This window comes from Neptunomonas qingdaonensis (assembly GCF_900113275.1).
In the GTDB taxonomy this organism is placed as follows: domain Bacteria; phylum Pseudomonadota; class Gammaproteobacteria; order Pseudomonadales; family Balneatricaceae; genus Neptunomonas; species Neptunomonas qingdaonensis.
This window is the reverse complement of the sequence record NZ_FOOU01000003.1, coordinates 205,706-227,864: the sequence shown is the minus strand read 5'-3', so window position 1 is coordinate 227,864 and position 22,159 is coordinate 205,706. Positions and strand designations below refer to the sequence as shown.

23 protein-coding genes are annotated in these 22,159 nt (G+C 45.5%); 11 read left to right on the top strand and 12 right to left on the bottom strand.

Annotated elements, in window-relative coordinates:
- Positions 1-35: 35 nt before the first annotated feature.
- The 5 genes from BM099_RS06070 to BM099_RS06050 form a co-directional block, all read right to left on the bottom strand.
- Positions 36-749, bottom strand: coding sequence for a transposase (locus BM099_RS06070; protein ID WP_090725774.1), 714 nt, complete (start codon positions 747-749; stop codon positions 36-38).
- A gap of 95 nt (positions 750-844) precedes the next feature.
- Positions 845-2,263 carry an AMP-binding protein gene (locus BM099_RS06065; protein ID WP_090725773.1) on the bottom strand — a complete coding sequence of 473 codons (1,419 nt, stop codon included), beginning with the start codon at positions 2,261-2,263 and terminating at the stop codon, positions 845-847.
- Between the two features lie 312 nt (positions 2,264-2,575).
- Positions 2,576-2,779: a nitrate/nitrite transporter NrtS gene (nrtS, locus tag BM099_RS06060; RefSeq protein WP_090725771.1), complete on the bottom strand. Its 204-nt coding sequence runs from the start codon at positions 2,777-2,779 to the stop codon at positions 2,576-2,578.
- Positions 2,780-2,781: 2 nt separating this feature from the next.
- On the bottom strand, positions 2,782-4,224 hold the full coding sequence (locus BM099_RS06055) for a dihydrolipoyl dehydrogenase (RefSeq protein WP_090725769.1): 1,443 nt from the start codon (positions 4,222-4,224) through the stop codon (positions 2,782-2,784).
- Positions 4,225-4,261: 37 nt separating this feature from the next.
- Positions 4,262-4,549 carry a glutaredoxin family protein gene (locus BM099_RS06050; protein WP_090725767.1) on the bottom strand — a complete coding sequence of 96 codons (288 nt, stop codon included), beginning with the start codon at positions 4,547-4,549 and terminating at the stop codon, positions 4,262-4,264.
- A 123-nt stretch (positions 4,550-4,672) separates the two neighbouring features.
- On the opposite strand from BM099_RS06050, the gene BM099_RS06045 reads away from it, so the two are divergent.
- Complete coding sequence (locus BM099_RS06045) at positions 4,673-5,638, top strand: AraC family transcriptional regulator (protein ID WP_090725765.1); 966 nt, start codon at positions 4,673-4,675, stop codon at positions 5,636-5,638.
- Between the two features lie 22 nt (positions 5,639-5,660).
- On the opposite strand, the gene BM099_RS06040 is transcribed toward BM099_RS06045, so the two are convergent.
- Positions 5,661-6,572, bottom strand: coding sequence for a DMT family transporter (locus tag BM099_RS06040; RefSeq protein ID WP_244889921.1), 912 nt, complete (start codon positions 6,570-6,572; stop codon positions 5,661-5,663).
- A gap of 188 nt (positions 6,573-6,760) precedes the next feature.
- Here BM099_RS06040 and BM099_RS06035 point away from each other — a divergent pair, with 188 nt between their 5' ends.
- The gene (locus BM099_RS06035) at positions 6,761-7,654 is read left to right on the top strand and encodes a LysR family transcriptional regulator (protein ID WP_232348969.1); all 894 of its coding nucleotides are present in this window, start codon (positions 6,761-6,763) and stop codon (positions 7,652-7,654) included.
- 116 nt (positions 7,655-7,770) lie between these two features.
- Here the strand turns inward: BM099_RS06035 and ctlX are convergent, their stop codons facing one another.
- Positions 7,771-8,721, bottom strand: a complete 951-nt coding sequence (gene ctlX, locus BM099_RS06030) for a citrulline utilization hydrolase CtlX (protein ID WP_090725763.1) — start codon at positions 8,719-8,721, stop codon at positions 7,771-7,773.
- 214 nt (positions 8,722-8,935) lie between these two features.
- On the opposite strand from ctlX, the gene BM099_RS06025 reads away from it, so the two are divergent.
- The 3 genes from BM099_RS06025 to BM099_RS06015 are packed head-to-tail and all read left to right on the top strand — an operon-like array spanning position 8,936 to position 11,588.
- On the top strand, positions 8,936-9,388 hold the full coding sequence (locus tag BM099_RS06025) for an Lrp/AsnC family transcriptional regulator (RefSeq protein ID WP_090725760.1): 453 nt from the start codon (positions 8,936-8,938) through the stop codon (positions 9,386-9,388).
- Positions 9,389-9,445: 57 nt separating this feature from the next.
- The gene (locus tag BM099_RS06020; protein ID WP_269750473.1) at positions 9,446-11,191 is read left to right on the top strand and encodes an ABC transporter transmembrane domain-containing protein; all 1,746 of its coding nucleotides are present in this window, start codon (positions 9,446-9,448) and stop codon (positions 11,189-11,191) included.
- A gap of 43 nt (positions 11,192-11,234) precedes the next feature.
- A complete protein-coding gene (locus BM099_RS06015; protein WP_090725758.1) occupies positions 11,235-11,588 on the top strand; it encodes a YkgJ family cysteine cluster protein in 354 nt (117 codons plus the stop codon).
- A 216-nt stretch (positions 11,589-11,804) separates the two neighbouring features.
- On the opposite strand, the gene uraH is transcribed toward BM099_RS06015, so the two are convergent.
- Positions 11,805-12,158, bottom strand: coding sequence for a hydroxyisourate hydrolase (uraH, locus tag BM099_RS06010; RefSeq protein WP_090725756.1), 354 nt, complete (start codon positions 12,156-12,158; stop codon positions 11,805-11,807).
- Positions 12,159-12,385: 227 nt separating this feature from the next.
- Between uraH and puuE the strand changes: the two genes are divergently transcribed.
- The 5 genes from puuE (at position 12,386) to BM099_RS05985 (ending at position 16,825) form a co-directional block, all read left to right on the top strand.
- Complete coding sequence (puuE, locus tag BM099_RS06005; RefSeq protein WP_090725754.1) at positions 12,386-13,303, top strand: allantoinase PuuE; 918 nt, start codon at positions 12,386-12,388, stop codon at positions 13,301-13,303.
- Positions 13,304-13,329: 26 nt separating this feature from the next.
- Positions 13,330-13,863, top strand: a complete 534-nt coding sequence (gene uraD, locus BM099_RS06000) for a 2-oxo-4-hydroxy-4-carboxy-5-ureidoimidazoline decarboxylase (protein ID WP_232348968.1) — start codon at positions 13,330-13,332, stop codon at positions 13,861-13,863.
- A gap of 108 nt (positions 13,864-13,971) precedes the next feature.
- The gene (gene alc, locus BM099_RS05995; RefSeq protein WP_090725752.1) at positions 13,972-14,964 is read left to right on the top strand and encodes an allantoicase; all 993 of its coding nucleotides are present in this window, start codon (positions 13,972-13,974) and stop codon (positions 14,962-14,964) included.
- A gap of 35 nt (positions 14,965-14,999) precedes the next feature.
- Positions 15,000-15,503 (top strand): ureidoglycolate lyase, encoded by a 504-nt coding sequence (locus tag BM099_RS05990; protein WP_090725750.1) that lies wholly within the window; start codon positions 15,000-15,002, stop codon positions 15,501-15,503.
- Positions 15,504-15,532: 29 nt separating this feature from the next.
- Positions 15,533-16,825: a urate hydroxylase PuuD gene (locus tag BM099_RS05985; protein WP_090725747.1), complete on the top strand. Its 1,293-nt coding sequence runs from the start codon at positions 15,533-15,535 to the stop codon at positions 16,823-16,825.
- A 17-nt stretch (positions 16,826-16,842) separates the two neighbouring features.
- On the opposite strand, the gene BM099_RS05980 is transcribed toward BM099_RS05985, so the two are convergent.
- From BM099_RS05980 to BM099_RS05970, 3 genes are all read right to left on the bottom strand, one after another.
- The gene (locus tag BM099_RS05980) at positions 16,843-18,075 is read right to left on the bottom strand and encodes a type II toxin-antitoxin system HipA family toxin (RefSeq protein ID WP_090725745.1); all 1,233 of its coding nucleotides are present in this window, start codon (positions 18,073-18,075) and stop codon (positions 16,843-16,845) included.
- An 11-nt stretch (positions 18,076-18,086) separates the two neighbouring features.
- Positions 18,087-18,407 carry a helix-turn-helix domain-containing protein gene (locus BM099_RS05975; protein ID WP_090725743.1) on the bottom strand — a complete coding sequence of 107 codons (321 nt, stop codon included), beginning with the start codon at positions 18,405-18,407 and terminating at the stop codon, positions 18,087-18,089.
- 160 nt (positions 18,408-18,567) lie between these two features.
- Positions 18,568-19,350 carry a 2OG-Fe(II) oxygenase family protein gene (locus tag BM099_RS05970; RefSeq protein WP_090725741.1) on the bottom strand — a complete coding sequence of 261 codons (783 nt, stop codon included), beginning with the start codon at positions 19,348-19,350 and terminating at the stop codon, positions 18,568-18,570.
- Between the two features lie 637 nt (positions 19,351-19,987).
- On the opposite strand from BM099_RS05970, the gene BM099_RS05965 reads away from it, so the two are divergent.
- Positions 19,988-20,938, top strand: a complete 951-nt coding sequence (locus tag BM099_RS05965; RefSeq protein ID WP_090725738.1) for a carbohydrate porin — start codon at positions 19,988-19,990, stop codon at positions 20,936-20,938.
- Positions 20,939-21,081: 143 nt separating this feature from the next.
- On the opposite strand, the gene BM099_RS05960 is transcribed toward BM099_RS05965, so the two are convergent.
- The gene (locus tag BM099_RS05960; protein ID WP_177201097.1) at positions 21,082-21,930 is read right to left on the bottom strand and encodes a MurR/RpiR family transcriptional regulator; all 849 of its coding nucleotides are present in this window, start codon (positions 21,928-21,930) and stop codon (positions 21,082-21,084) included.
- Positions 21,931-22,159 lie beyond the last annotated feature (229 nt).

The window sequence follows — 22,159 nt, the reverse complement described above, 5'->3', positions numbered from 1 at the left end:
CAAACTGGGGTCAGATCACAGTTTTCTCTAATATACTAAAAAACATAGTATATTCCTGCTGCCTCTTCTATCCGAGGTCGTCCCGGCTGACCAGGTCTAACTTGTCGCAGGGTCATATCTTTAACTTTATCCTTAAAACTATCCCGCCCTAACACTAACTCTTTACGCACAGCTTCACGTATCTGATGAATTTGAGCGCTATCCAGATCTGCGAGAAAAAGTTCACGATAGGCATGACGGCGTTGTGTTTGATTGCTACCACATAAATCATACAGAGGATGAGCTTGTATCAACGGATTAGTTTTACCGGCAGCATTACAGCTGTAACTTGACCAAAAATATTCACCCGGATGCGATACCATACCGGCTCTGACAGGGTTCAATTCAATATAGCGCATACACGTAAACAGATAAGCTTCGCTATCGACAAGACTCGCTTTATAGCGGCCTTCCCACAGCGTACCTGTTCGGCTGTAACCTTTATTAATGTATCTGACATACTTTCGACCGATATCTTGCATCATAACGGCAATGCTATGCGGCAAATTGGGCGTTGCCAGCAAATGAACATGATTAGTCATCAGAACATAGGCATGAATAGCCACTTCGTTTTTATCCGCCGCCTCATGTAAAACATCCAGATATTTTTGACAGTCCGCCTCGCTAAAGAAGCACGGATTCCGGTTATTTCCACGCTGTATAATATGCTGCGGAACACCCGGCAGAACAAACCTCGGCTTACGTGCCATTAACCACCTCCTTGTGGATCTGATATTCAGCAAATCAATGCTGTTATATTAGCAACAACTGTGATCTGACCCCATTTTTTGATCTGACACCATTTTTAGGACCCCATTTTTATAACCTGATTCAGTTTGCCACTTACCGCATCGCGTGCCGGTAGCGCTTGGTCATGCTCAAACGTGACAGGCAACACGCCTGTAGTCTTAAAATACTGTTCGAGTGAATCCCGAATTCTTCCAAACGCTCTACTCCGGGCATATATATCATCTCCCTGGGTGCGAATTGATAGATGGTTGGGGCCAAGCTGAATAATTTGGAAACCGAATTCTCCGGCATTTTCCTCAATTACGGTATTTAAGGTGAGCGGCAAAATCGCCACTTTCTTATTATTTTCTTCCATCATCCAAAGGGTATCATCATGCCGACCGACCACTTCCATCGTGGGTAGAGGGTTTGAGCAAGTACACGCTTCGGTGTGCAAGGTGATACTGTCGCCAATATCATAGCGAATAATGGGTTGCAGCGTGTTGGCTAAATTGGTCACCAGAGTCGTCACCGATTTTTCGCCTGCCCTGACCGGCTGCATGTTTGCATCCACGGGCTCCAAAATAAACCAGTCGGTATTAACGTGTAATTTGCCATGTTCACAAGCAAAGGCCATATTCATGGCTTCAGAGGCGCCATAGTCTTCATCTATTGCACAAGAAAATGCGGCTTCTATCTGCTGCTTTTGCTGTTTTTCAAGGTTCTCGCCACCACACCACAATCGAGTAGGAGATAGTTTTAATCTACCACTTTCCTGTTCCTGGGCGAGCACTGACAACATGCTTGGATACGTAGATAAAAACTTTGGTTGCCAACGATTGAGCTGCTCAACAAGTTCCGGGATCGGTTGAAGAATAGAAAAGGTTCGAGTCTGACCGCTAAGCCATGGATTCAACCTCGCTGCCCATTTCCAGTAAACAATGCCTGCAAAATGACCTTCAACGGCGGCAACCAAAGCCGTACGATTAGCATTGAGCGTTTCAGGCCAAGGGAGTACAGAAGCGGAGGCGGTGAGTTGATTTAGATACCTAACCGCCATCAACGACTGATAAATTGATAAGGCATGAATATCTTGAACATAAATGCCTTTTACACCGCTGGTACCACTACTCGTCCAAACCAAATAATCATTGAAGAAACGTTCACCAATTCTGTCTGTGCAGGACAAGAGTGACTTAACGGAGGCAAGGGTAATTCGACGGTCACTTGACCAGCTATCGAAATTTGCCATAAGCGTAGCACGGTTAACCGCGGGGTAATCCTGAAGCGCTGAATCAGCTGGAACAGACGCATAGTAATTGGCATAAAAGGGTGAACTCTTGCGGGCGTAAGCGATTAACTTCTCAGCACGTTTCCGTCCGATGTCTCTAGCCTGTTCAGCACTAACAGGCAGTGCAGATTGCAAGCTACTTGTGGCCTGCCAACAGCGCATTCCATCAGCCCAATCGTTCATAAAATCTAGCGGAGTTAGCATTTGTAGATCCCTTGGTCGGCATATAAGCCTAAGAAGGCTATACCTAAGAGGACTACACCTAAGAAGACTAAGCTTGATTGACTATCGAATAGTCGAACCGCTAATACAAGCGTACAAAAGCTGCGCAACCAAACCGAACTAATTCTTACAAAATATACTTATGTATATTAACAATGACAGTTCTACATAATGAATTAGACTTTGTAACCTATTTGAGCTTTCAAATGACAGTATCAACTTATGACGTCAGTTGTATTATCAACTAACGTTTTTAGCGTGAAGACGAACAGGAACATCAACAGTACAGCGATATTATCGCTGTACTGTTGATCTGTTTTGTCGGTTGGAAAGCTGCCCAGCCATAAACACGGCAAAGGGAACGCAGTAAGTGAGTATGGCGGGGACTACGCGTAACTCAGCATCGTCAAACAGCGCATCATATTGATTGATCACCAAGAGTGCAGTGCCCACGAGTGTTGCGACCTTTAACGCTTTTACGAGCAGCAACCGATTCATGCTTAAGCTCCCGGACCACAATCAATACAACCTTTAACCGCTTCAGGGCCTAGCCTCAAATTAGCATTTAAGTCTCTTAATGCTGTACGTAACCCTTCTTCGATGACCGGATGATAGAACGGCATCCCCAGCATCTCTTTAATGGTAAGCCTTTGTTGCAGCGCCCACGCCAGTAGATGGCCTAGATGCTCTGCTGCTGGTCCAAACATTTCAGCGCCGAGTAATAACCCAGTACCATGCTCAGCATAGACTTTCATTATGCCTTTATTTTTAGCCATCACCCGGCTACGTCCCTGCCCTTCAAAGCTGACTTGGCCTACCGCATAGTTATTCGCATAACGCGCTTCTAACTGCTTAAGATTTAAGCCTATATTGGCAATTTGCGGCTCAGTAAACACTACGCCAAGCGTCGCTCGTCTGCGGCCAGCACGGACTTCTGGGTAGCCGCCCGCATTATTTCCTGCGATACGGCCTTCGTCCGCCGCTTCATGCAACAGTGTCAGTTCGTTGTTCACGTCCCCGGCAATAAATATATGATCTGGCGTGGCCTGCATGCTGTAGTGGTCAAATACTGGTACACCTCGCTGATCCACAACCACGCTGGTATTCTCCAGACCGAGTTTATCCACATTGGGCTTTCGGCCGGTGGCGGCCAGCAGGTAAGAAAAGAACTCGGTTACCTCTACTCCGGACTTATCGAGATAGACGACTTCTACGCCCTCACCTTTTTTCCGAATAGTGCTTACCTGAGCTTTGGTATCTAAGTAGAACTCTTGATTAAATGTTTTTTCAGCATATTCTCTGATCTCAGGATCACTGAGGGTGGCGACAGAGCCTCCGCGGCCAAACACTTTGACCTTTACTCCAAGCCGACTCAACGCCTGCCCCAGCTCCAGACCAATCACGCCGGGGCCAAACACAGCCACGGATTCAGGAAGATCATCCAGCTCAAAAATATCATCATTGGTCAGCAAGCGATCAGACGCTTCTGCAAATAGTGGCGGATAAACAGGGGTAGATCCTGTCGCGATAACAATACGATCTGCTGTGATTTCGGTATGATCATCGATGATCAGAGTATGATCATCCTTAAACCTCGCATAACCCTTAATTTTATGATTAGCATCAAACCCTTCGACATCTTCCAGGACAAAACCCACAAAACGATCACGTTCGCGCTGTATCCTGGCCATCACAGCCTTACCATTAACCTTAACTTCGCCCGTCGTTATCCCGAAAAGCTCAGTATGCCGGGAGTGATGTGCAGATTCTGCAGCCGCTATCAATAATTTACTGGGCATGCAGCCTACCCGGGCGCACGTTGTGCCATAGTCACCGCCTTCAATAAGCACCAGATTATCGGTATGTTCTCTTGCGGCACGGTATGCGCCCATTCCGGCGGTGCCTGTCCCTATGATGGCAACGTCAACGTGTCTTTTATTCATGGTTTTTACCCTGCGTTCTTACTGAAACTGTTACAAATTAAGCGCGTTTTTTAGATTGTGCGGCATAACCACGAAGAAAATGGTTAATATCCGACGATTCATAAAGCCACAGGTGTTGCCCATCTTCTTTTTCAATAAGCAGACAAGGTACCTGAGGTTTGCCGCCACCTTTAATCAGCGCTGCACGAAGCTGCGGTTGTCTTTGAATATCGCGTTGCTCGACATTCAGCTCTGTTTGCTCAATCACCTTGCGGGTGGCCGCACAAAATGGGCAGCCTTGGAAATGATAAAGCGAAAGTGATTTGATGTTGTGTTGCGTAGCCATAATAGAATCTCTGTCCTGATGAATTGATTGAGGTCTATTATCCAGATCTACTTTGAACAAAATATGCTGTAATGTCTGAATAAATTGTCATTTTAACCAGCAGAGTCCGCAGGTAGATATAATATGGAGAACACAGCCAATATGGATGCACTAGCAGATGTATTGAAGGCGATTCGCCTCAGCGCTGACACCTACTTTTGTACCGACTTTAGTGCCCCCTGGGGGATGGAGGTCGAAGAAAGCCAGCAAGGCATGTTCCATATCGTCGTAGAAAATTCTTGCTGGTTAAAACATCTGAAAGCAGAAGGCCCGCCACTACACCTTGCGACCGGAGATATTGTAGCCTTCCCTACGGGGGGTGCTCATTGGATTAGCGATACGCCGCAAAGCCCAAGGCAGCCCGGCTCAGATGTTGTTAAAAACATCCTCAATGGCAGCAATCCCTTTCAACCAGAATCAGAAGAAAACAGTACATCAGAAAAAAGCTCAGCAACCACCCTGTTATGTGGTTCATTCAGTTACGACTCTTCGATGGACCATCCTTTTGTAAAAGATCTGCCTTGTTTTATTCATATCAAGGCAGCCGAAACACCTGAACTGGCATGGTTAAGATCCTTAGTCACTGTCCTTGCGAATGAGTCCCGACAACCGTCTCCAGGCTCAACAGTAATGGTTGACCGTCTGACAGAAGTCTTGTTCATTCAACTCATGCGCACTTATATGACAAGTACATCAAATAACGTCGGATATATCGCTGCACTGGCAGATCTTCAAATTGGTGCTGCATTAAACCTGATTCACTCAGAAGCGAAAGCGTATTTAAGTGTGGAACGACTCGGCGCAGCGGTTTCATTATCAAGAACGGCGTTTACTGAAAAGTTCTCCCGAATGGTCGGCATGCCGCCCAAAACATACCTGATCAATTGGCGCATGCAAAAAGCGAAAACTCAGCTGGAGCACAGTGATAAAGCCATGATTGATATTGCTGAAAGCGCCGGTTATTCATCAGAGGCGGCTTTCAGCAAAGCGTTTAAGCACTATTATAACCAGCCGCCAGGTCAAGCTCGCCGTCGTAGCAACCGAACATAAAGAGAAATCATTGTAAATCACCTCATCCAACCACTACCGCCGCTGCGGGTTTGTTTTCTACTTGTTTAATAAACAAGGCCAAGACAATCAAGAGCATAGCGGCCATTTCCAATCGGTCTATATTTTCACCTAATAAAACCGCGCCGGTTAACAAAGCAACGACGAATTCGAGTGACCCCATCAATGCATTTTTATCCACAGATGATCTTGGTGCACCCAGCATAAACAGTATCTGAGGAATGGCCGCCGCCAGTAAGGCGATGCCTAATATTGATAATGCACCCGTGAGTGAAACCGGCAGCACCTGCACCGGCGCACTCCATATTGCTATAGGCAGGAGAACAATAATATGACCGCTCGTTATCCAGGCCATTCTATTCATGGTTGGAATAGGTCTTCTTGGATTAGACAGGTACTGAACCTGAGTAGCGACCATTAAGGGCGCTAAAAAACAGCCAACAACCGAGAGTAACAAGTCTGCAGAAAGCGTTTCGGGCCTGACTGTTAATGACGCAGCAATAGCAATCAGCGCCGCAGCTACCCAGGCATTTTGTGTAGGCCTACGTTTAAAAACAGCCCAGCCAATCAATACGCTGAAAACAGGGTAAGTGTAATAGATCAGGATGGCGGTAGCAGCGGGCAAGGTGTCTAGCGCATGAAAATAGCCAAAAATAGAAATACCACTGGCGATACCTAATAGCAGCGTCCGAAAAGCCTCAGACCAGTGGGCTTGTGGCGTACGCAGGAAAAACGTAAAAAATAGTGCCGGCAAAATAAACCGGTACAAACTCACCATCTCTGCAGTAAAACCTTCTTTAAATAATAGCTGTGCAAAAAATGGGTTTAGCCCGTAAAAGAAAGCGGCCATGAGTACAAAATGCTGGCCATTGATTATTGGTTTGTTGCCTGATTTGATAATTAATGTAGTGCTCACGTCGATACCATTGCTCTAATTATGCAGGGAGACTAGTTATGCAGGGAGAATAACCATCATCTGATTAGAAAAATAATGAATAATTCTCGATATTGATTAATATCATGCATATAAAAAGAAGCGATTGAGTGCTGGCTCATGAGGCTGAAGTGACATAACGCTATTAAATTAAGGTGCGAGGTAACGGCATGAGATTAGATATCAGACATTGGGAAATGCTCAAAGCCATTAACGAATCAGGCACCTTAAGACAAGCCGCACACGTGCTGGGAATAACACAGTCTGCATTGAGCCATCGACTCGGGGAAGCAGAAAGACGCTTGGGTGGTTTATTATTTGAGCGAGAGGGACGCAAGCTTAAAGAAACCTCGGCTGGCCGCGCTATGACACAAACGGCGAATCAGATTATCCCCGCCCTGCAACGTGCTGAATTTGATTTTCAACAGAAGGCTGATAACCAGGTTAGCGTCGTGCGTTTTGGTGTCGCCGCTTATAGCTGCTATCACTGGTTACCTTCTTTTTTAAAAACCATGACTAAAAAAGAACCCGGAATCCAATTAGAGCTGGTTGCTTCAGCGACTCAAAACCCTTTAAAAAACCTTCAGGATGGAACGGTTGATGTGGTGTTAGCGCCCGGACATTTAATCGTCCCGGGCATCGACTCCATTCCGGTATTTCAGGATGAACTTGTATTAGTCACTCACTTAACCCATAAACTGGCAGCCAAAGCATTTATTCAAGCAAGCGATTTAGAGAGCGAGCAATACCTGACCTATAGCAAGTCAGCCCAACCGGGCTTTGAGTATGAACGTTTTATTCGTCCTTCCGGAAGCGTTCCTCATTTGGTGACGGTCGTTGAGGTAACCGACGCCATTGTCGAGCTGATAGCGGCAGGATTTGGTGTGAGTATCCTGTCACGCTGGGCGGTTCAATCTGCTATTAAAAACAAAAATGTTTCCGTTATTCAGGTAGGCAAAGACAAACTTGATCTTGGCTGGTCCGCATTAGTACGCAAGTCAGAGCCATCTGAGTCTGCCGCAAGAAGGTTATCAACAAGACTGGCTGAATGGTTTCAAGGTTAAAATACCCCTCGGATATTCCTAAGAAGCAGCCAGGCTCACGTTGAGTTCCAGGCTACTTCAGATAGACCGATACTATAAAACATTTACACATCGGGTAATTTTTCGGGAAAAGGACCTCAAGACCTTCTGGCTAAATGAATGCCGGCTAACATGCAGCGAATTGATCCGCCTGCCAATTCAATGGTCGGTATATCTAACACCACAAACTCTATATGGCGCTCTAATAGCGTGCGTTGCATGCCAGTTAACGCATCGTATGCAGTGCGGGATAATGCCAGTAACCGACCATCAGGAGAGGACAATTCAAGAACATTTCCTGCAAACAGACCAATTTGATGATTAGAAAGCTCAATAACTTCACGGCCTGTCGATTGTAATCGATTGACTACTTCATCACGGCGTTTTCGGTTAATGATTAATTCAGTACCCACCACAGCAAACTCTGAGCCTATACTCATCATTACATTCGTATGATATACAGCACTGCCACTCTCATCTCTGGTTTCAAATGCCATCGGCTCATAATTAAAATGTGCACAAAAACGCTCCAGAGCAATGGGATTAGCCCGATTCGATTGAGCCGTATAGGCGACTCGTTCAATATGATCCAATACCATGGCGCCGGTCCCCTCTAAATACAAATCATCAAATTCTAAACCTGAGTAATCCATAATATCTTGAACGTGATACTCTGCTTTAAGCATGTCGATAATATCCTGGCGCCGCTCCTTACGACGATTGGCGGAAAACATCGGGTAAATCGCAATATGGCCACCAGAGTGAGTAGAAAACCAGTTATTGGGAAATACGGAGTCCGGTGTTTGATTCCTTGTATCTTCAAACAAATGAACTCTTATTTGTTTTTCTCTGAGTACTTCAGCAACACGATCGACTTCTGAAGATGCCCGTTTTGCTGTTTCTTCAGGATTTTCATTAGGCGCCTGTTTTTGATAAGCATTATCAACCGCAGTATCTGGGTTTGGATGAAAGTACTGAGGCCTGATCATAACGACAGCGCGAGGAGACTGTACTGAAAACCGGGGTTGAGCATTTTTTAAGGCAGTCATTTATATAATAACCTTATGCGATGAGACTGAAGCTAGTTCTGCTCAATTATGTTTTATAAAAGAAGTGACCCATGAATGCATTCTCATTTTTATGCATAATCTGGCTCTTTCAAAAGAGGAGACGATATTATTGCCAGAATACTTGCTATAAATAAGTGATAATATTTAACTAAATTTACATAATTATGACTATTTGATAAGTACTGGTTACTAAATGACAGAATTAGACTACATAGACAGGCAGATTATTGGTTTACTGCGTGCGAATGCCAGATCTCCCGTGGCAAACCTCGCTAAAGAGATAGGGACATCCCGGGCGACGGTACAAAACAGAATGAACCGTCTGGAAAAAAATGGGGTTATTACCGGATATACCGTCCTGGTGAATAGTGCGAATGATAAATCCTTATCGCTTGTCAGAGCGCTTATGTGCATCGGTCTGGATGGAAACTCTTCGACAAAAGTGCGTAATAAGTTACTGACTGAACCCAGTGTGAGAGCGATTCACTCCACCAACGGAAAATGGGATCTGGTTCTTGAGATACAAACGCAAAGCTTAGAGGCATTTGATAAAGTTTTGGGCAGAATACGTGCCCTGGAAGGTATTTCAAACTCTGAAACAAATATCTTATTATCATCGACACGCACGGGATCAAAGGAACTCTGATTCACAGTACCAATAACCATACCAAACTAAACATCAATACTGCGATAAGGAACTGCTTTGAATCCTGTTAAAAAGTTCTCAACTTTAATACAACTTATTCAATTCATGCGGCCCTACCGTAAGTACTGGATAGGCGCCATGATCGCCCTCTTGTGTACCGCTGGGGTGACGCTGGCGATTGGCCAGGGTGTGAAACTTGTCATTGATAACGGCTTTATTGCTGGTTCAATCGAGCAATTAAACCATTCGATTTTCATTTTAATTGGCATGTCTTTATTAATGGCAGGCGGCACCTTTATTCGCTTCTATCTCGTGTCGTGGCTGGGCGAACGCGTAACGGCGGATATCCGCCAAGCCGTGTTTGATAACATCATCAATTTACACACGAGCTACTTTGAAAAGAACCGCAGCGGCGAAATCATGTCGCGCCTCACCACCGATACGACGCTGCTGCAGTCCATTATCGGTAGTTCTTTTTCAATGGCACTGCGAAGCATAGTGACCACCAGCGGCGCTTTGGTAATGCTGTTTATTACCAATGTAAAGCTAAGCCTGATTATCGTAGCGGGTGTCCCCCTGATTTTATTACCGATATTATTGTTTGGCCGTCGCGTCAGGCAGCTTGCCAGAAAGAGCCAGGACTCGATTGCCGATGTGGGTACTTATGCTGGTGAAGCGATTCAACAAATAAAAACCGTGCAAAGCTATAACCAGGAAAGCTACGAAAGCGTCAGCTTTGCCAAAGAAGTCGATAAGGCTTTTAGTATTGCGCGGCATCGTATTAGCCAACGTGCCCTGTTAATGGCAACTGTCATTTTATTGGTGTTCGGCGCACTCTCCGGCATGCTGTGGGTAGGCGGATACGATGTAATTACCGGTGTGATGACCGGTGGCGAGTTAGGCGCTTTCGTTTTTTATGCGCTGATTGTCGCCATGGGTACAGGCACCTTATCCGAAGTTTATGGCGAACTGCAAAGGGCTGTCGGCGCAACAGAGCGCCTGATGGAATTATTGTATGCGAGAAATGAAATAGAAGCGCCAGAAAACCCTGAGGATGCCAGCCGTTTAAAAGCCAGCCTGGAGTTGAAACAGGTCACCTTCAACTACCCTTCCCGGCCTGACAAAGCCGCTTTATCGGACTTCAATCTAAGCATACCGGAAGGAAAAGTAACCGCATTGGTCGGACCATCAGGCGCCGGTAAATCGACAGTATTCGAACTGCTGCTGCGTTTTTATGATCCAAGCCTTGGGCAAATCTGTTTTGATACGACCGACCTTCGCCAACTCGATCCACACCAGCTGCGCCAGCAAATGGCGGTGGTCGCACAGCAGCCCGCTTTGTTTACCAGCAATGTGCTGGAAAACATCCGCTACGGCAAACAAAATGCCTCTGAAGCAGACGTAATCGCCGCCGCGAAAGCCGCCCACATCCACGACTTCATCCAGCAATTACCCGAGCAATACTATAGCGATTTGGGAGAAAAAGGTGTGCGCTTATCGGGTGGGCAAAAACAGCGTATTACCATCGCCCGCGCTATCCTGAATAACCCACGGATTTTACTGCTGGATGAGGCCACCAGCGCACTCGATTCTGAAAGTGAAGGCGCTATCCAAAAGGCGTTAAGCAATTTAATGCAAAACCGCACGACCGTCATTATTGCCCACCGTTTATCGACCATTATTCATGCCGATAACATTGCCGTAATGGACGAGGGTCAGGTCGTAGCACAAGGCACCCATGCAGACTTATTAGTGCAATCGGAACTTTATGCAAAATTAGCAGCACGACAGTTTGAAGAGTAGTAAAATACGCGTTAATTAAAGGCAATAGGAACAAGACCAACAGATGACAAAGAATAGCCAAAAAATTAAGATTTTCCGTGAAGCCATTCCGTCATTTGCCTGCAAACCAGGCTGCCACGATTGCTGTGGGCCGGTTACCGCCTCGTCTGAAGAAGTGTCCCGCTTACCCATGAAAAGCGATGCTGAGCATGATGAAGCCTGGGCCGAATTAAACTGCCCGTATCTGGGTGAGCATGGCTGCGAAGTCTACGACGAGCGTCCCTTAATTTGCAGACTGTTTGGCACAACTCCGAGTCTACCCTGCCCGAATGCCTGCGGCCCTGCGCAGATGACGGATCCCAAAGTAGAGCGCCAGATACTTAAATTCCATAAAGAAACTCGTCAGGTTCTGCTTTAACTGCTTATTATTAAAAGCTTTTATGGGGGCCGTTTTTAGCGAAAAACCAGCTCTTAGCTTTTAACTAACACCAACTATTTCACCTAAGGCTTCTTCGCTTAACTTGACTTTTATCTGGATACTTAGCGGCCTGAGCCATTTACCCGGACCATCTACCGGAACCATCTACATGAGCTATTATTCAGCGATTTCAACATGAACCATGAGTAAGCGCCGTTAGCTTCCCCGGTAGGTAGAATAGCTATAGGGTGCGATTAATAGCGGGACATGATAGTGCTCATTTGCAGAAGCCACACCAAAACGTATCACCACCTCGCCCAGAAATGCAGGATCGGGCAGATCTACTCCTTGTGATCTGAAGTAATCTGTCGTGTGAAAAACCAACTCATAAACCCCCTTCTTAAAATCATCTTTTTCAAGCAGCGGTTCATCACAACGTCCGTCATCATTGGTGTAAACCGTTTTAAGTAAGGTACGCTGTTGGTCAGCCACCGCAAACAGATCCACCCGAATGTCTTTTCCAGGACGCCCCTGCGCTGAATCTAGAACATGCGTCGATAAATACCCCATGGTCTTAATATAAGGTGCGAAACACCTTCCTCCGATTTATCAATAAAAACAAAAATACATTCCAAATATGATTCTGTATACATTAGTAATGTAAGCTTATTGATTAAAACAAAAAATGATTGTATACAATTAATTATCACTTTTTTTATTAATAGTATTCGATTAATGGTCTCAGCCATGCACTAGTGCGTATCTTTACACCCGCCACGAACAAGGAGGCAGCCATTATGAGCAATCATTACCCACGTGACCTCATCGGATACGGCGCAACCCCTCCGCACCCTCATTGGCCGAACAATGCAAAAATAGCCTTATCGTTTGTACTTAACTACGAGGAAGGTGGTGAGCGTTGCATTCTGCATGGCGACAGCGAATCTGAAGCTTTTTTATCAGAAATGCCGGGCGCACAACCGCTCCCCAACGCGCGTAACATGAGCATGGAGTCCTGTTATGAATACGGTAGTCGCGTCGGCGTGTGGCGAATTTTAAAACTCTTTGAAAAACATGATATCCCACTGACTGTTTTTGCCGTTGCCATGGCGTTCGAGCGCAATCCTGATGTCGCAAAAGCAATGGTTAAAGCAGGCCATGAGATTTGCAGTCACGCTTATCGCTGGATTGATTACCAAAACGTTAGTAAAGATGCGGAACGTGACGACCTGCACAAAGCAATCGACATCATTAAGCAAGTGACCGGCGAACGCCCGCTGGGTTGGTACACAGGCCGCAATAGCATTAACACGCGCGACTTAGTGATGGAAGAAGGTGGCTTCTTATACGACTCCGATGCCTATGATGACGACCTTCCGTATTGGCTAAACAACCAAGGCAAAGGCCACCTGGTGATTCCTTATACGCTGGACACTAACGATATGCGTTTTGCCACTGTGCAAGGCTTTAACAGTGGCGAACAGTTCTATCAATACCTGAAAGACAGCTTTGATGTGCTGTATGAGGAAGGCGAACTTGCACCCAAAATGCTTTCGATTGGTTTACATTGTCGCCTTATCGGCCGACCTGCGCGTATTCAGGCGCTGACACGTTTCATCGAATACGCGCATAGCCATGAACGGGTTTGGTTTACACGGCGTATCGATATCGCCAGGCACTGGTATACAACCCACCCGTTTAAAGCCGAGCTTTAAAGATCAGCCTAAAAAAGAGCCTAAAGATGAGCCCTAACGATAAGACAATGACATTCCAGCATTGCACACCCAGCCAGATGACGCGTGACACTTTTATCGACACCTTTGCTGATATTTATGAGCACTCCGCCTGGGTAGCAGAACAGGCATTTGATAACGGCATAACGGCTGAGTACGACTCCATTGCGCGGCTACATCAGCTCATGGCAAGCACCTTACTTAACGCGGATAAAGCAAGCCAACTAGCATTAATCAATGCTCATCCGGATTTAGCGGGCAAAGCAGCTGTTGCAGGAAAATTGACTGCAGCCTCTACTTCAGAGCAGTCTGGCGCTGGTATCAGCGAATGCAGCGCTGAAGAGTTCGCACGCTTTACGTCCTTAAATGATGCCTACAAAGCTAAATTCAGATTCCCCTTCATCATGGCCGTCAAAGGCAGCAACCGCCAGCAAATATTAGCGGCGTTTGAAGAACGTATTCAAAACAATGAAGAACAGGAATTCTCAAGAGCCTTAAAAGAGATCAATAAAATTGCCCTCTTTCGTCTTGCAGCCATGTAGCTATCTATGTATCTATGTAACGTAACTATTTAAATTAACTATTTTTATTATCTATTTATATTAACTACAGCAACCCGGTAATCCGATTCTAAGCAGGCAGGTCATTTCATGAGCGAAATATTTGAAAAATACGTTAACTTAGCAAATGCTCGCTTAGGGTCTAAAGCGATATCCGTCACTGATGACTGGTTTGCAGCGGTCGATAGAATGCTTCAACCAGAAGCGCCTGTCTGGAAAGAAGGTGTTTTTGATGACAACGGTAAGTGGATGGATGGCTGGGAGTCACGCCGAAAACGTTTTGAAGGTTACGATTCAGCCGTGATCCGCTTAGGAGTGCCGGGCGTGATTAAAGGTGTGGATATCGATACCTCTTTTTTTACCGGTAATTACCCACCGTCGGCGTCATTAGAAGCCTGCTTTTGCCCTGAAGGCGACCCGGATGACGCTTATGACTGGATAGACGTATTGCCGGCAGTTGCACTTAAGGGTGACAGCCAACACCTGCACGCTATTAATGATGATCGCCCCTGGACACACCTGCGTTTTAATATTTTCCCGGACGGTGGTGTCGCACGCTTACGTGTATACGGTTTACCTTACCGTGATTGGTCTGCTCATGATGCATCCGAAGAACTTGATCTGATCGCTTCACTGAATGGCGGCCGCGCGCTAGCCTGTAGTGATGAGCATTATGGTCGCATGAGCAACATTATTAACCCGGGTCGTGGCATTAATATGGGGGATGGCTGGGAAACAGCGCGGCGCCGCACACCGGGGAATGACTGGGTGATTATTGCACTGGGCAAACCAGGTGACATCAGTCGCGTTATTGTCGATACCCTTCATTTCAAAGGCAACTACCCTGACAGCTGCTCGATTCAAGCGTCTTACGTTAAAGGCGGCACAGATGAACAAATTGAAACGCAGAGCCTTTTCTGGAAAGAGTTACTGCCATCACAGAAGCTCGAAATGCATCAGGAACACGAGTTCGCCGAACAGATCAACGCGATAGGCCCGATCACTCATATACGACTGAATATATTCCCTGATGGAGGCGTTAGCCGTCTGAGATTATTTGGAAAAGTAAGTTTGGAAAAGTAAGCTCGGAAAAGTAAAACACTAACAAGGAATGGCTGATGATCAAGCTGAAAATAGAGACTCTTACGACAGCCGCGTTTTCTGAATTTGGCGATGTCATCGAAACACAAGGCCGTGATCATTTTATGATCAACAACGGCTCAACGCAGCGCTTTCATCGTCTTGCCGAGGTTGACGTGCTTGGTGAATCCGCTAAAGCCATCATCAGTATTTTTCGCGCCAAACAGTTGCCCATGCCACTCAGAGTGATGATGTTAGAACGCCACCCACTGGGCAGCCAGGCCTTTATCCCCCTGAAAGGTCATCCGTTTTTGATTATTGTCGCCCCTAAGGGTGAAGATATTCATCCTCAGGAAATTCGAGCTTTTATCAGTAATGGCCAGCAAGGGGTGAATTATCATACCGGGACTTGGCACCACCCTATTCTGACAGCCGTCGCTGAAGATGATTTTCTGGTGGTTGACCGGGCAGGAGAAGGAAACAACTGTGACGAACACTTTTTTAGTGACGAGATAACCATCATTCTTGATCCGTCAGAATAAACTTAAAGCTGCAGAATAAGGGAGTCGCTATGGATCCGCATATGACCGAATGGCTGAACCTGGCACTACGCTGGGTGCACATGATAACGGGGGTTGCGTGGATCGGCGCTTCATTCTATTTTGTCTGGCTTGAAAACAACCTCAATCGTGTCAATCCAAAGGACGGATTAGCCGGTGATCTGTGGGCGATTCACGGCGGTGGCATTTACCATCTGGAAAAATTTCAACTCGCCCCTCCGAGCATGCCGGACAACCTTCACTGGTTTAAATGGGAAGCTTATTTCACATGGATCAGCGGCGTCGCTCTCTTAAGCGTTGTCTACTACTTCAACGCTGAGTTGTATCTTATCCTTCCAGGGTCAGGTATTTCTCCTGCGCTGGCTATCGCCATTGGTCTGGGTTCATTGATTGCAGGCTGGGTTATCTATGATCAGCTATGTGATTCAGCCTTAGGCAAGAAACCGCTGCTATTAGGCGTGATAATATTCATCCTGATTATCGCCAGTGCCTGGGGCTTCTCGCTAGTATTTAGCGGCCGTGGTGCGTTCATCCACGTAGGCGCCATCATCGGAACGATCATGGTGGGTAATGTATTTCGCACCATCATGCCTGCTCAGCGTGCACTGGTTAAAGCGATTGAAGAAAACCGCGAACCAGACCCATCATTACCCGCTAAGGGTTTACTGCGTTCACGGCATAACAATTATTTCACGCTGCCCGTACTGTTCATTATGATCAGCAACCATTTCCCAAGCACCTATGGTAGTCACTATAACTGGCTAATCCTGGCAGGTATTTCCATTTTAGCCATCCTGGTACGCCATTACTTTAATACTCGCCATAACAGCAATAAGTTCATCTGGACTTTACCGGTCGCGGCTCTGGGTATGCTTGCACTCGCTTTCGTAACAGCGCCTTCGTATAGCACTCTTAACACCAGCACTGTTAACACCGTTAGCCAGCCCACTCTCTCTACAACAACTTCTGCAGTAACACCTTCTACAACCCCAGCAAAAATCCCACCAGCAACAACGGCGAGCACTGGCGATGGCGATAAGCTTGTTGAATTTAGCGAAGTTAAAAGCATCATCAATGAACGCTGTACCGTCTGTCATTCAGCCAGCCCGACACATCCATCCTTCAAGGTTGCCCCACTAGGTGCCATGCTGGACAGCAGCACACAGATCAAACTACTTGTACCTAAAATACATGCTCAGGTTATTGCGTCTAATATCATGCCGTTAGGTAATATTACTCAAATGACAGAAGAGGAACGCACAGTGATTGGCCTATGGATTCAGCAAGGTGCTGCAACGGACTAACTACTCAAAGAGCCGACCTATGATGAGCGAATGAAACGCTCAACCACACCTTTCAAAATGGAGCGATCGCTTAAGCTCATTTCGACTTGATTTGCATACACCGACCATTGAGAAATAACGTGCAATATATTATCGATAATGACGGTGGCCTCTGAACTACTGAGTCCAAAATATGGGGCTGACTCTTTACAACTTTCAAGCGATGAGTAGCGCCCATTAGTTCCAAGGCTGATAGCCTGCTGCCCACTTGCACTAACTTGAGGAACAACATCATAAGCTTTTGTCAGTCGGTAAAAATTATCGTCAATATTCTTTATAAAGCCATGGTTTCTTAAATGGTCGTCAGTATTGCCAATAGCGACATTAAACACCATACGGCGAAACAGCTCTTTTTTATCTTCTGGGTTGCTACCTATACGAGTGATCTTATCTGCTAATACAGGATACGAGTAAACAGAATCCATTTCAGACGATCGAATGCGCGGTTGATATTGAAGGGCATGAGCGCTGATAAAGTGCCTGCGTCCATAAGAGGCGATATCAAAACGCTTAACGAGCAAAACACTTCGCTGTGCAACTTCGGTTAGCTCAGTGTCTGCTGCATCAATGCCGCAATCTCGCATCATGAGATAGCACATTTGCTCTGCTTTACTCTGGTCATAGATATCATCGGGTCGTGTAAACTTGGCTATCCATAAAGTGCCGTGCTGATCTCTGACAACACTTTTGGGCCGCGCACCACCCATTGAAGATCCCGGCTCTAATTGACGTAACAAGTCGTCTGTTATATCCCCACTTATATTCCCACTACTTAACAAGGTTTGAATGTTATCGTTTAAGGTCGTGAGCGACTCTAAGGATTGATACTCTGGTTCACTTTTGGGTTTTGTACGTGACGTTGACACTCGAATTGTGCCAACGCCGGCTCCTTTTGCCGCTAGTAACTCTTCTAATTTATTCTGAGGATGCCGGGTGTGGAGTGCCAACATTAGCTTTTTACCCCAATTATCCGGCCCGGCATCCAACATAACCGCAGGAACACCATCATTACCGTGGATGGTCTGGGTGCTATCGATCAAAGGTAAGTTAATAGGATCTAATGCAAAGGCATCGTTGCGACTCAGATAAGTTTGGCCGTAAATAAAACGACCTTTGCCTGCGCCAATCTGAAGCTTACCGGCCACAATAGGCTGGTCCTGACTGGGAAGATCGACAAAGATGTAAGCTTCGGTAATAGGTTGAGTCGACATCGGAAGCCCTATTAAAAATCGTTATCCAGTTCTTTCTTCAGCCTTACGCGTTCTGTATTGGAAGCTGAGTGATCCAATGCAACGATATCATCATCAGCAAGGCATGTGTTTTTAATGCCATCTACGCCGCCATAGAGAGCAATTAACAACATATAGTTACCAATAGAAACGCCCGAGTCACCTGATTCAATCTTCTGAATCGTTGTTCGTGACAATCCTATACGCTCACGTAAATCAGATTGCCTCCAACCCCGCCGTTTTCTGGCAGTCGCAAGGTTCTCACCTAATGAGGAAAGGGCAGAGCCGGCTTCGAAAGGTAACTTTTTATTCATGACTGCAATAATATGCTTTAAATAGGATAAAGACTAGAATCACGAACAATTTATGTTTTTATACCATAAGAAAGCTAACTGAGGTAGATAACAACAGTGTTGTGAGAATCCCTCTTAAGCTTGTTGTATCTCTAGGTGATCACGCCTGCACCCCAATGCGTTACAGGCTGAAGAGAACATCCGTGCGGATAATATATTTTTTACCTTTAGCCACCTCCTCTGAGGCGTGAAGGCATTGCAACGGATGGGTGCCATGAGGGAAACATAGCGCTCCACCGGCTGGCGTACGTATACCTTTCAAGGATGCGTCCAGCGTTTTGCGTGCCGGACGTGTCGGGTCGTTTTTATCCACCATGAATTGAGTTTCGCCGCCGACAAAATCATCACTTAAAAAGATCAAGAAAGTGTAAAGACTGTAACGATCACCAAAAGCATCAGCTACCGGCTGACCATTGATAATCTGACTACCCGGCCATGCACCATCTGTATGCATGCTAAAGAAATCCCCCTTTTCATAGCGATAGAAACGAAAACGCTGATTCAGTCCAAGCGGTTCTTTAGCCCAGAAGTGTGTAGTGTCATCACTAAACTTTGTCGCGGCCCGCGACCAGATAAGTCGTTCGGTTGCACTATCCACTATCCAGTTAAGGTTCATATTGTGCCGGACGTTACGCCCCAAAGATACCGAAGCATCTTCGGTAAACCCCATTGTTTCAGCAGCGTCGACAAAGGCCTTACATTCTTCAGAAGTTAAAATATTGAGTAGTTGAAATGCTCCAGGCACACCTGCAACCTCAATGCGGCTAACCGCTTGCTGCGATGTTGCCGGCAGCTCCTGCAACAGCAGAGGGTTTTCTACCCGACTGCCCCACAGAGGCAAGTCATTGCGCATGCTACCGGATTCACGGGCAACAATATAAAACGGGTTAGTCGTTGTATTCATCGGCTTTTCGCTATCACTTGTATTTAAGTTATTAAATTTTCTGCTGTTCGCAAAAAAATCTACTTAACATCAGAACATGGCATAGAAGTAATAAAAGTACCTCAGATCCAATCTGGCAATTCTCCTCCTTAACTCATCACAATGTCCCGTGTCTGATCCGTGATCATGGGATACTAGCTTTGACTTGCAACGTCAACAACAACCGTCCCTTTGAATCATTATCAAATAAAATTTGCTAATGATCAGATTGCAAATAGCACCAACAAAGCTCAGCAGTACCTCCTATACCAGACCCAGCAACACAGAATTACACAAAAAAATCCAAAAAAAGACCTAAAAAAGACCTAAAAAAGACCTAAAAAAGACCTAAAAAAGACCTAAAAACAAAATAAATAATAATGTAAAACCAATTTTTCAGATGATTTTGAGTTTTAGCAAAAAATACTAATTAAAATACTTATTAAATAACAATAACTTAAATAGTAAATTCAGATAAACGCCTATTTAAAATAGAATTAATCTTAAATTTTATTTGTATAAAAGAACATAAATGTATTATTACGACCATAAAGACATAATAAAAACACAAAAAAATCTTTATTTATTATAAAAACAACTAAAATTAAGGTCTCTATACATGAAAAAATCCATTCTATTCACCGCTATAATCGGCAGCATCCTAACGACTAGCGCTGCTCACGCTGAACTATCCTTTGATGCAAACCTGGAACTAGACATTGATGCTGTTGATACGGCAGCCTCATCAACCGCCTACGACCAAAATGGATTTGTGGAACTAAATACGTACGGAAAGCGCCAGAACGGTGAATACTTCGTAGCAGCAAAAGGAACCATTCGCTTACTCACCGATGGGGATGAAAACGTAGTCGTACGCGATGCTTACATACAGCTAGGAAATGACACCTGGGATGCTCAGATTGGCCGCTTTGAGGCAATCAACCTATTCCCGTTAGCCAAAGACACTTTGATAATACATGCAGGCGGTGTAACCGTTTACGAGGCTAATAAAGTTCGCGGCTTCGCCGGCGATGATGGCGGCCAGATTGCACTACACTTTAAGGCCAGCGATAGCCTGAAATTTGAAGTTGATACAATCTTTGGAGATGACGACACCGCAGGTGATAACGGAACTGCTTTATCGGGTATCCGCCCTTCTGTCACGCTGACCACTGACGCCGTTACTCTGACAGCCGGTTATGAAAGAGTAAGTTATGACCTGACTGCTGGCGGCGATGTTAGCGAATCAGGCTTTGCCGTAACCGCTAACTTCAATGTAGCAGGGGCTGACATTAATATTGCAGCCTCTCGCTTGAAAAATGACAATACAGACAATAAAGTCACTTCTTATGCTGCGAACATGACATACGGTAACTTTGGTGCGGGTGTAATTGCATCGGAAGAAGATATCGTAGGCGGCGTAAACCCAGAAGTAGTCACGACTTATGCGGCTTACACATTACCTCTGTTTGACATCGAAAATGCCACTGTTACTTTTGCAGGATCATACTCCACCGCCGACAATGTAGTAGACGATGAAGCAATTGAGGCTCGCATGCGCTTTAACTAAAGGTTACTAAAGTAAGAAAAAGATAAGAGCAAGGTCGCCAGCCCCCTTCACTGCCGGCCTTGTTCTTTATCCAGATATAATGGACCTATATAGCACTTTTATAAATCTCACCGCCCGAAACACGCTATTTTTATATTACCCATTCAATCATCGCTCGGGTAACGCGTATCCTTTAAGCTATCTTTGATTTTTTTTAAGTGGCTGTGAAACCCGACACCGCGACGCAAAGTAACCCCTGTCGCCAATACATCCAATAAAGCCAGCTGAACAATCCGGGATATCATAGGCATATAGACATCAGTATCTTCTGGGGTTGGTGCTTCCAGCAATACTGTGCACTCTTTCGTCAATGGAGAGTTTTGCGCAGTGATACCCAAAACAGTAGCCCCACTTTCGCGAGCAATATGCGCAATCTCAACCATTTCGCGCGTACGACCTGTATAGGAGATCATTACGATCACATCGCCGGTATGCGCTGCTGCAGCGACCATTCGCATCATCATCACATCATCATAAGCAGTGACAGGAATATTAAAACGGAAGAATTTATGTTGCGCGTCCATAGCAACCGGACCCGACGCACCTAAACCAAAAAAAGAAATCTGCTTCGCCTGAATCAAATAATCAACGGCTTTAGCGACTAACGTTGCATCAACCCTTTTACGCGAGATATCAAGCGCTGCTATGGTCGAGGTAAATATTTTATCCGTGTATTCTTCTGTCGTATCATCCTGCTCGACACTGCGGCTGACATAAGGCGTTCCGACAGCAAGACTCTGGGCTAGCTGAATTTTAAAATCCGGATATCCCGTTGTAATGAAATTCCGGCAAAAACGGTTCACTGTCGGCTCACTAACAGAGGACGCCTGTGCCAGTGTAGCTATACTCATTCGGGTGGCAGCTTTAGGATCACGCAGGATAGCACCTGCGACTTTACGCTCAGACTTATTTAACGAGTCTAGACGCTCACGTATCTGATCTAGTACATTCATACTGTTTGGCATATTTAACGGGCTTATATAGGTGGACTAAAATTAGACGGACTTATTTGGTGGTTATTAAACTACATTAACACTATACCTTTGATAGAGCAGGGCTTCCAGCAAGTCCCCCTAAATAAATCAAAAATCTATACGAATAATTGATTACAAGCCATATTAATTACGTAATATTACCAATAAAATGATTGAATGCTCCGAAAAACAGCATAGAATATTGCTT

Bases quoted from the DNA above. Each gene is read 5' to 3' on its own strand.
- BM099_RS05960 (WP_177201097.1), bottom strand. From the start codon at position 21,930: ATGAATGTACTAGATCAGATACGTGAGCGTCTAGACTCGTTAAATAAG.
- BM099_RS06055 (WP_090725769.1), bottom strand. From the start codon at position 4,224: ATGAATAAAAGACACGTTGACGTTGCCATCATAGGGACAGGCACCGCC.
- BM099_RS06070 (WP_090725774.1), bottom strand. From the start codon at position 749: ATGGCACGTAAGCCGAGGTTTGTTCTGCCGGGTGTTCCGCAGCATATT.
- ctlX (WP_090725763.1), bottom strand. From the start codon at position 8,721: ATGACTGCCTTAAAAAATGCTCAACCCCGGTTTTCAGTACAGTCTCCT.
- BM099_RS05970 (WP_090725741.1), bottom strand. From the start codon at position 19,350: ATGAATACAACGACTAACCCGTTTTATATTGTTGCCCGTGAATCCGGT.
- BM099_RS05975 (WP_090725743.1), bottom strand. From the start codon at position 18,407: ATGAATAAAAAGTTACCTTTCGAAGCCGGCTCTGCCCTTTCCTCATTA.
- BM099_RS05985 (WP_090725747.1), top strand. From the start codon at position 15,533: ATGGATCCGCATATGACCGAATGGCTGAACCTGGCACTACGCTGGGTG.
- alc (WP_090725752.1), top strand. From the start codon at position 13,972: ATGAGCGAAATATTTGAAAAATACGTTAACTTAGCAAATGCTCGCTTA.
- BM099_RS06035 (WP_232348969.1), top strand. From the start codon at position 6,761: ATGAGATTAGATATCAGACATTGGGAAATGCTCAAAGCCATTAACGAA.
- BM099_RS06025 (WP_090725760.1), top strand. From the start codon at position 8,936: ATGACAGAATTAGACTACATAGACAGGCAGATTATTGGTTTACTGCGT.
- uraD (WP_232348968.1), top strand. From the start codon at position 13,330: ATGAGCCCTAACGATAAGACAATGACATTCCAGCATTGCACACCCAGC.
- BM099_RS05965 (WP_090725738.1), top strand. From the start codon at position 19,988: ATGAAAAAATCCATTCTATTCACCGCTATAATCGGCAGCATCCTAACG.
- puuE (WP_090725754.1), top strand. From the start codon at position 12,386: ATGAGCAATCATTACCCACGTGACCTCATCGGATACGGCGCAACCCCT.
- BM099_RS06050 (WP_090725767.1), bottom strand. From the start codon at position 4,549: ATGGCTACGCAACACAACATCAAATCACTTTCGCTTTATCATTTCCAA.
- BM099_RS06045 (WP_090725765.1), top strand. From the start codon at position 4,673: ATGGAGAACACAGCCAATATGGATGCACTAGCAGATGTATTGAAGGCG.
- BM099_RS06065 (WP_090725773.1), bottom strand. From the start codon at position 2,263: ATGCTAACTCCGCTAGATTTTATGAACGATTGGGCTGATGGAATGCGC.
- BM099_RS06015 (WP_090725758.1), top strand. From the start codon at position 11,235: ATGACAAAGAATAGCCAAAAAATTAAGATTTTCCGTGAAGCCATTCCG.
- nrtS (WP_090725771.1), bottom strand. From the start codon at position 2,779: ATGAATCGGTTGCTGCTCGTAAAAGCGTTAAAGGTCGCAACACTCGTG.
- BM099_RS05990 (WP_090725750.1), top strand. From the start codon at position 15,000: ATGATCAAGCTGAAAATAGAGACTCTTACGACAGCCGCGTTTTCTGAA.
- BM099_RS05980 (WP_090725745.1), bottom strand. From the start codon at position 18,075: ATGTCGACTCAACCTATTACCGAAGCTTACATCTTTGTCGATCTTCCC.
- uraH (WP_090725756.1), bottom strand. From the start codon at position 12,158: ATGGGGTATTTATCGACGCATGTTCTAGATTCAGCGCAGGGGCGTCCT.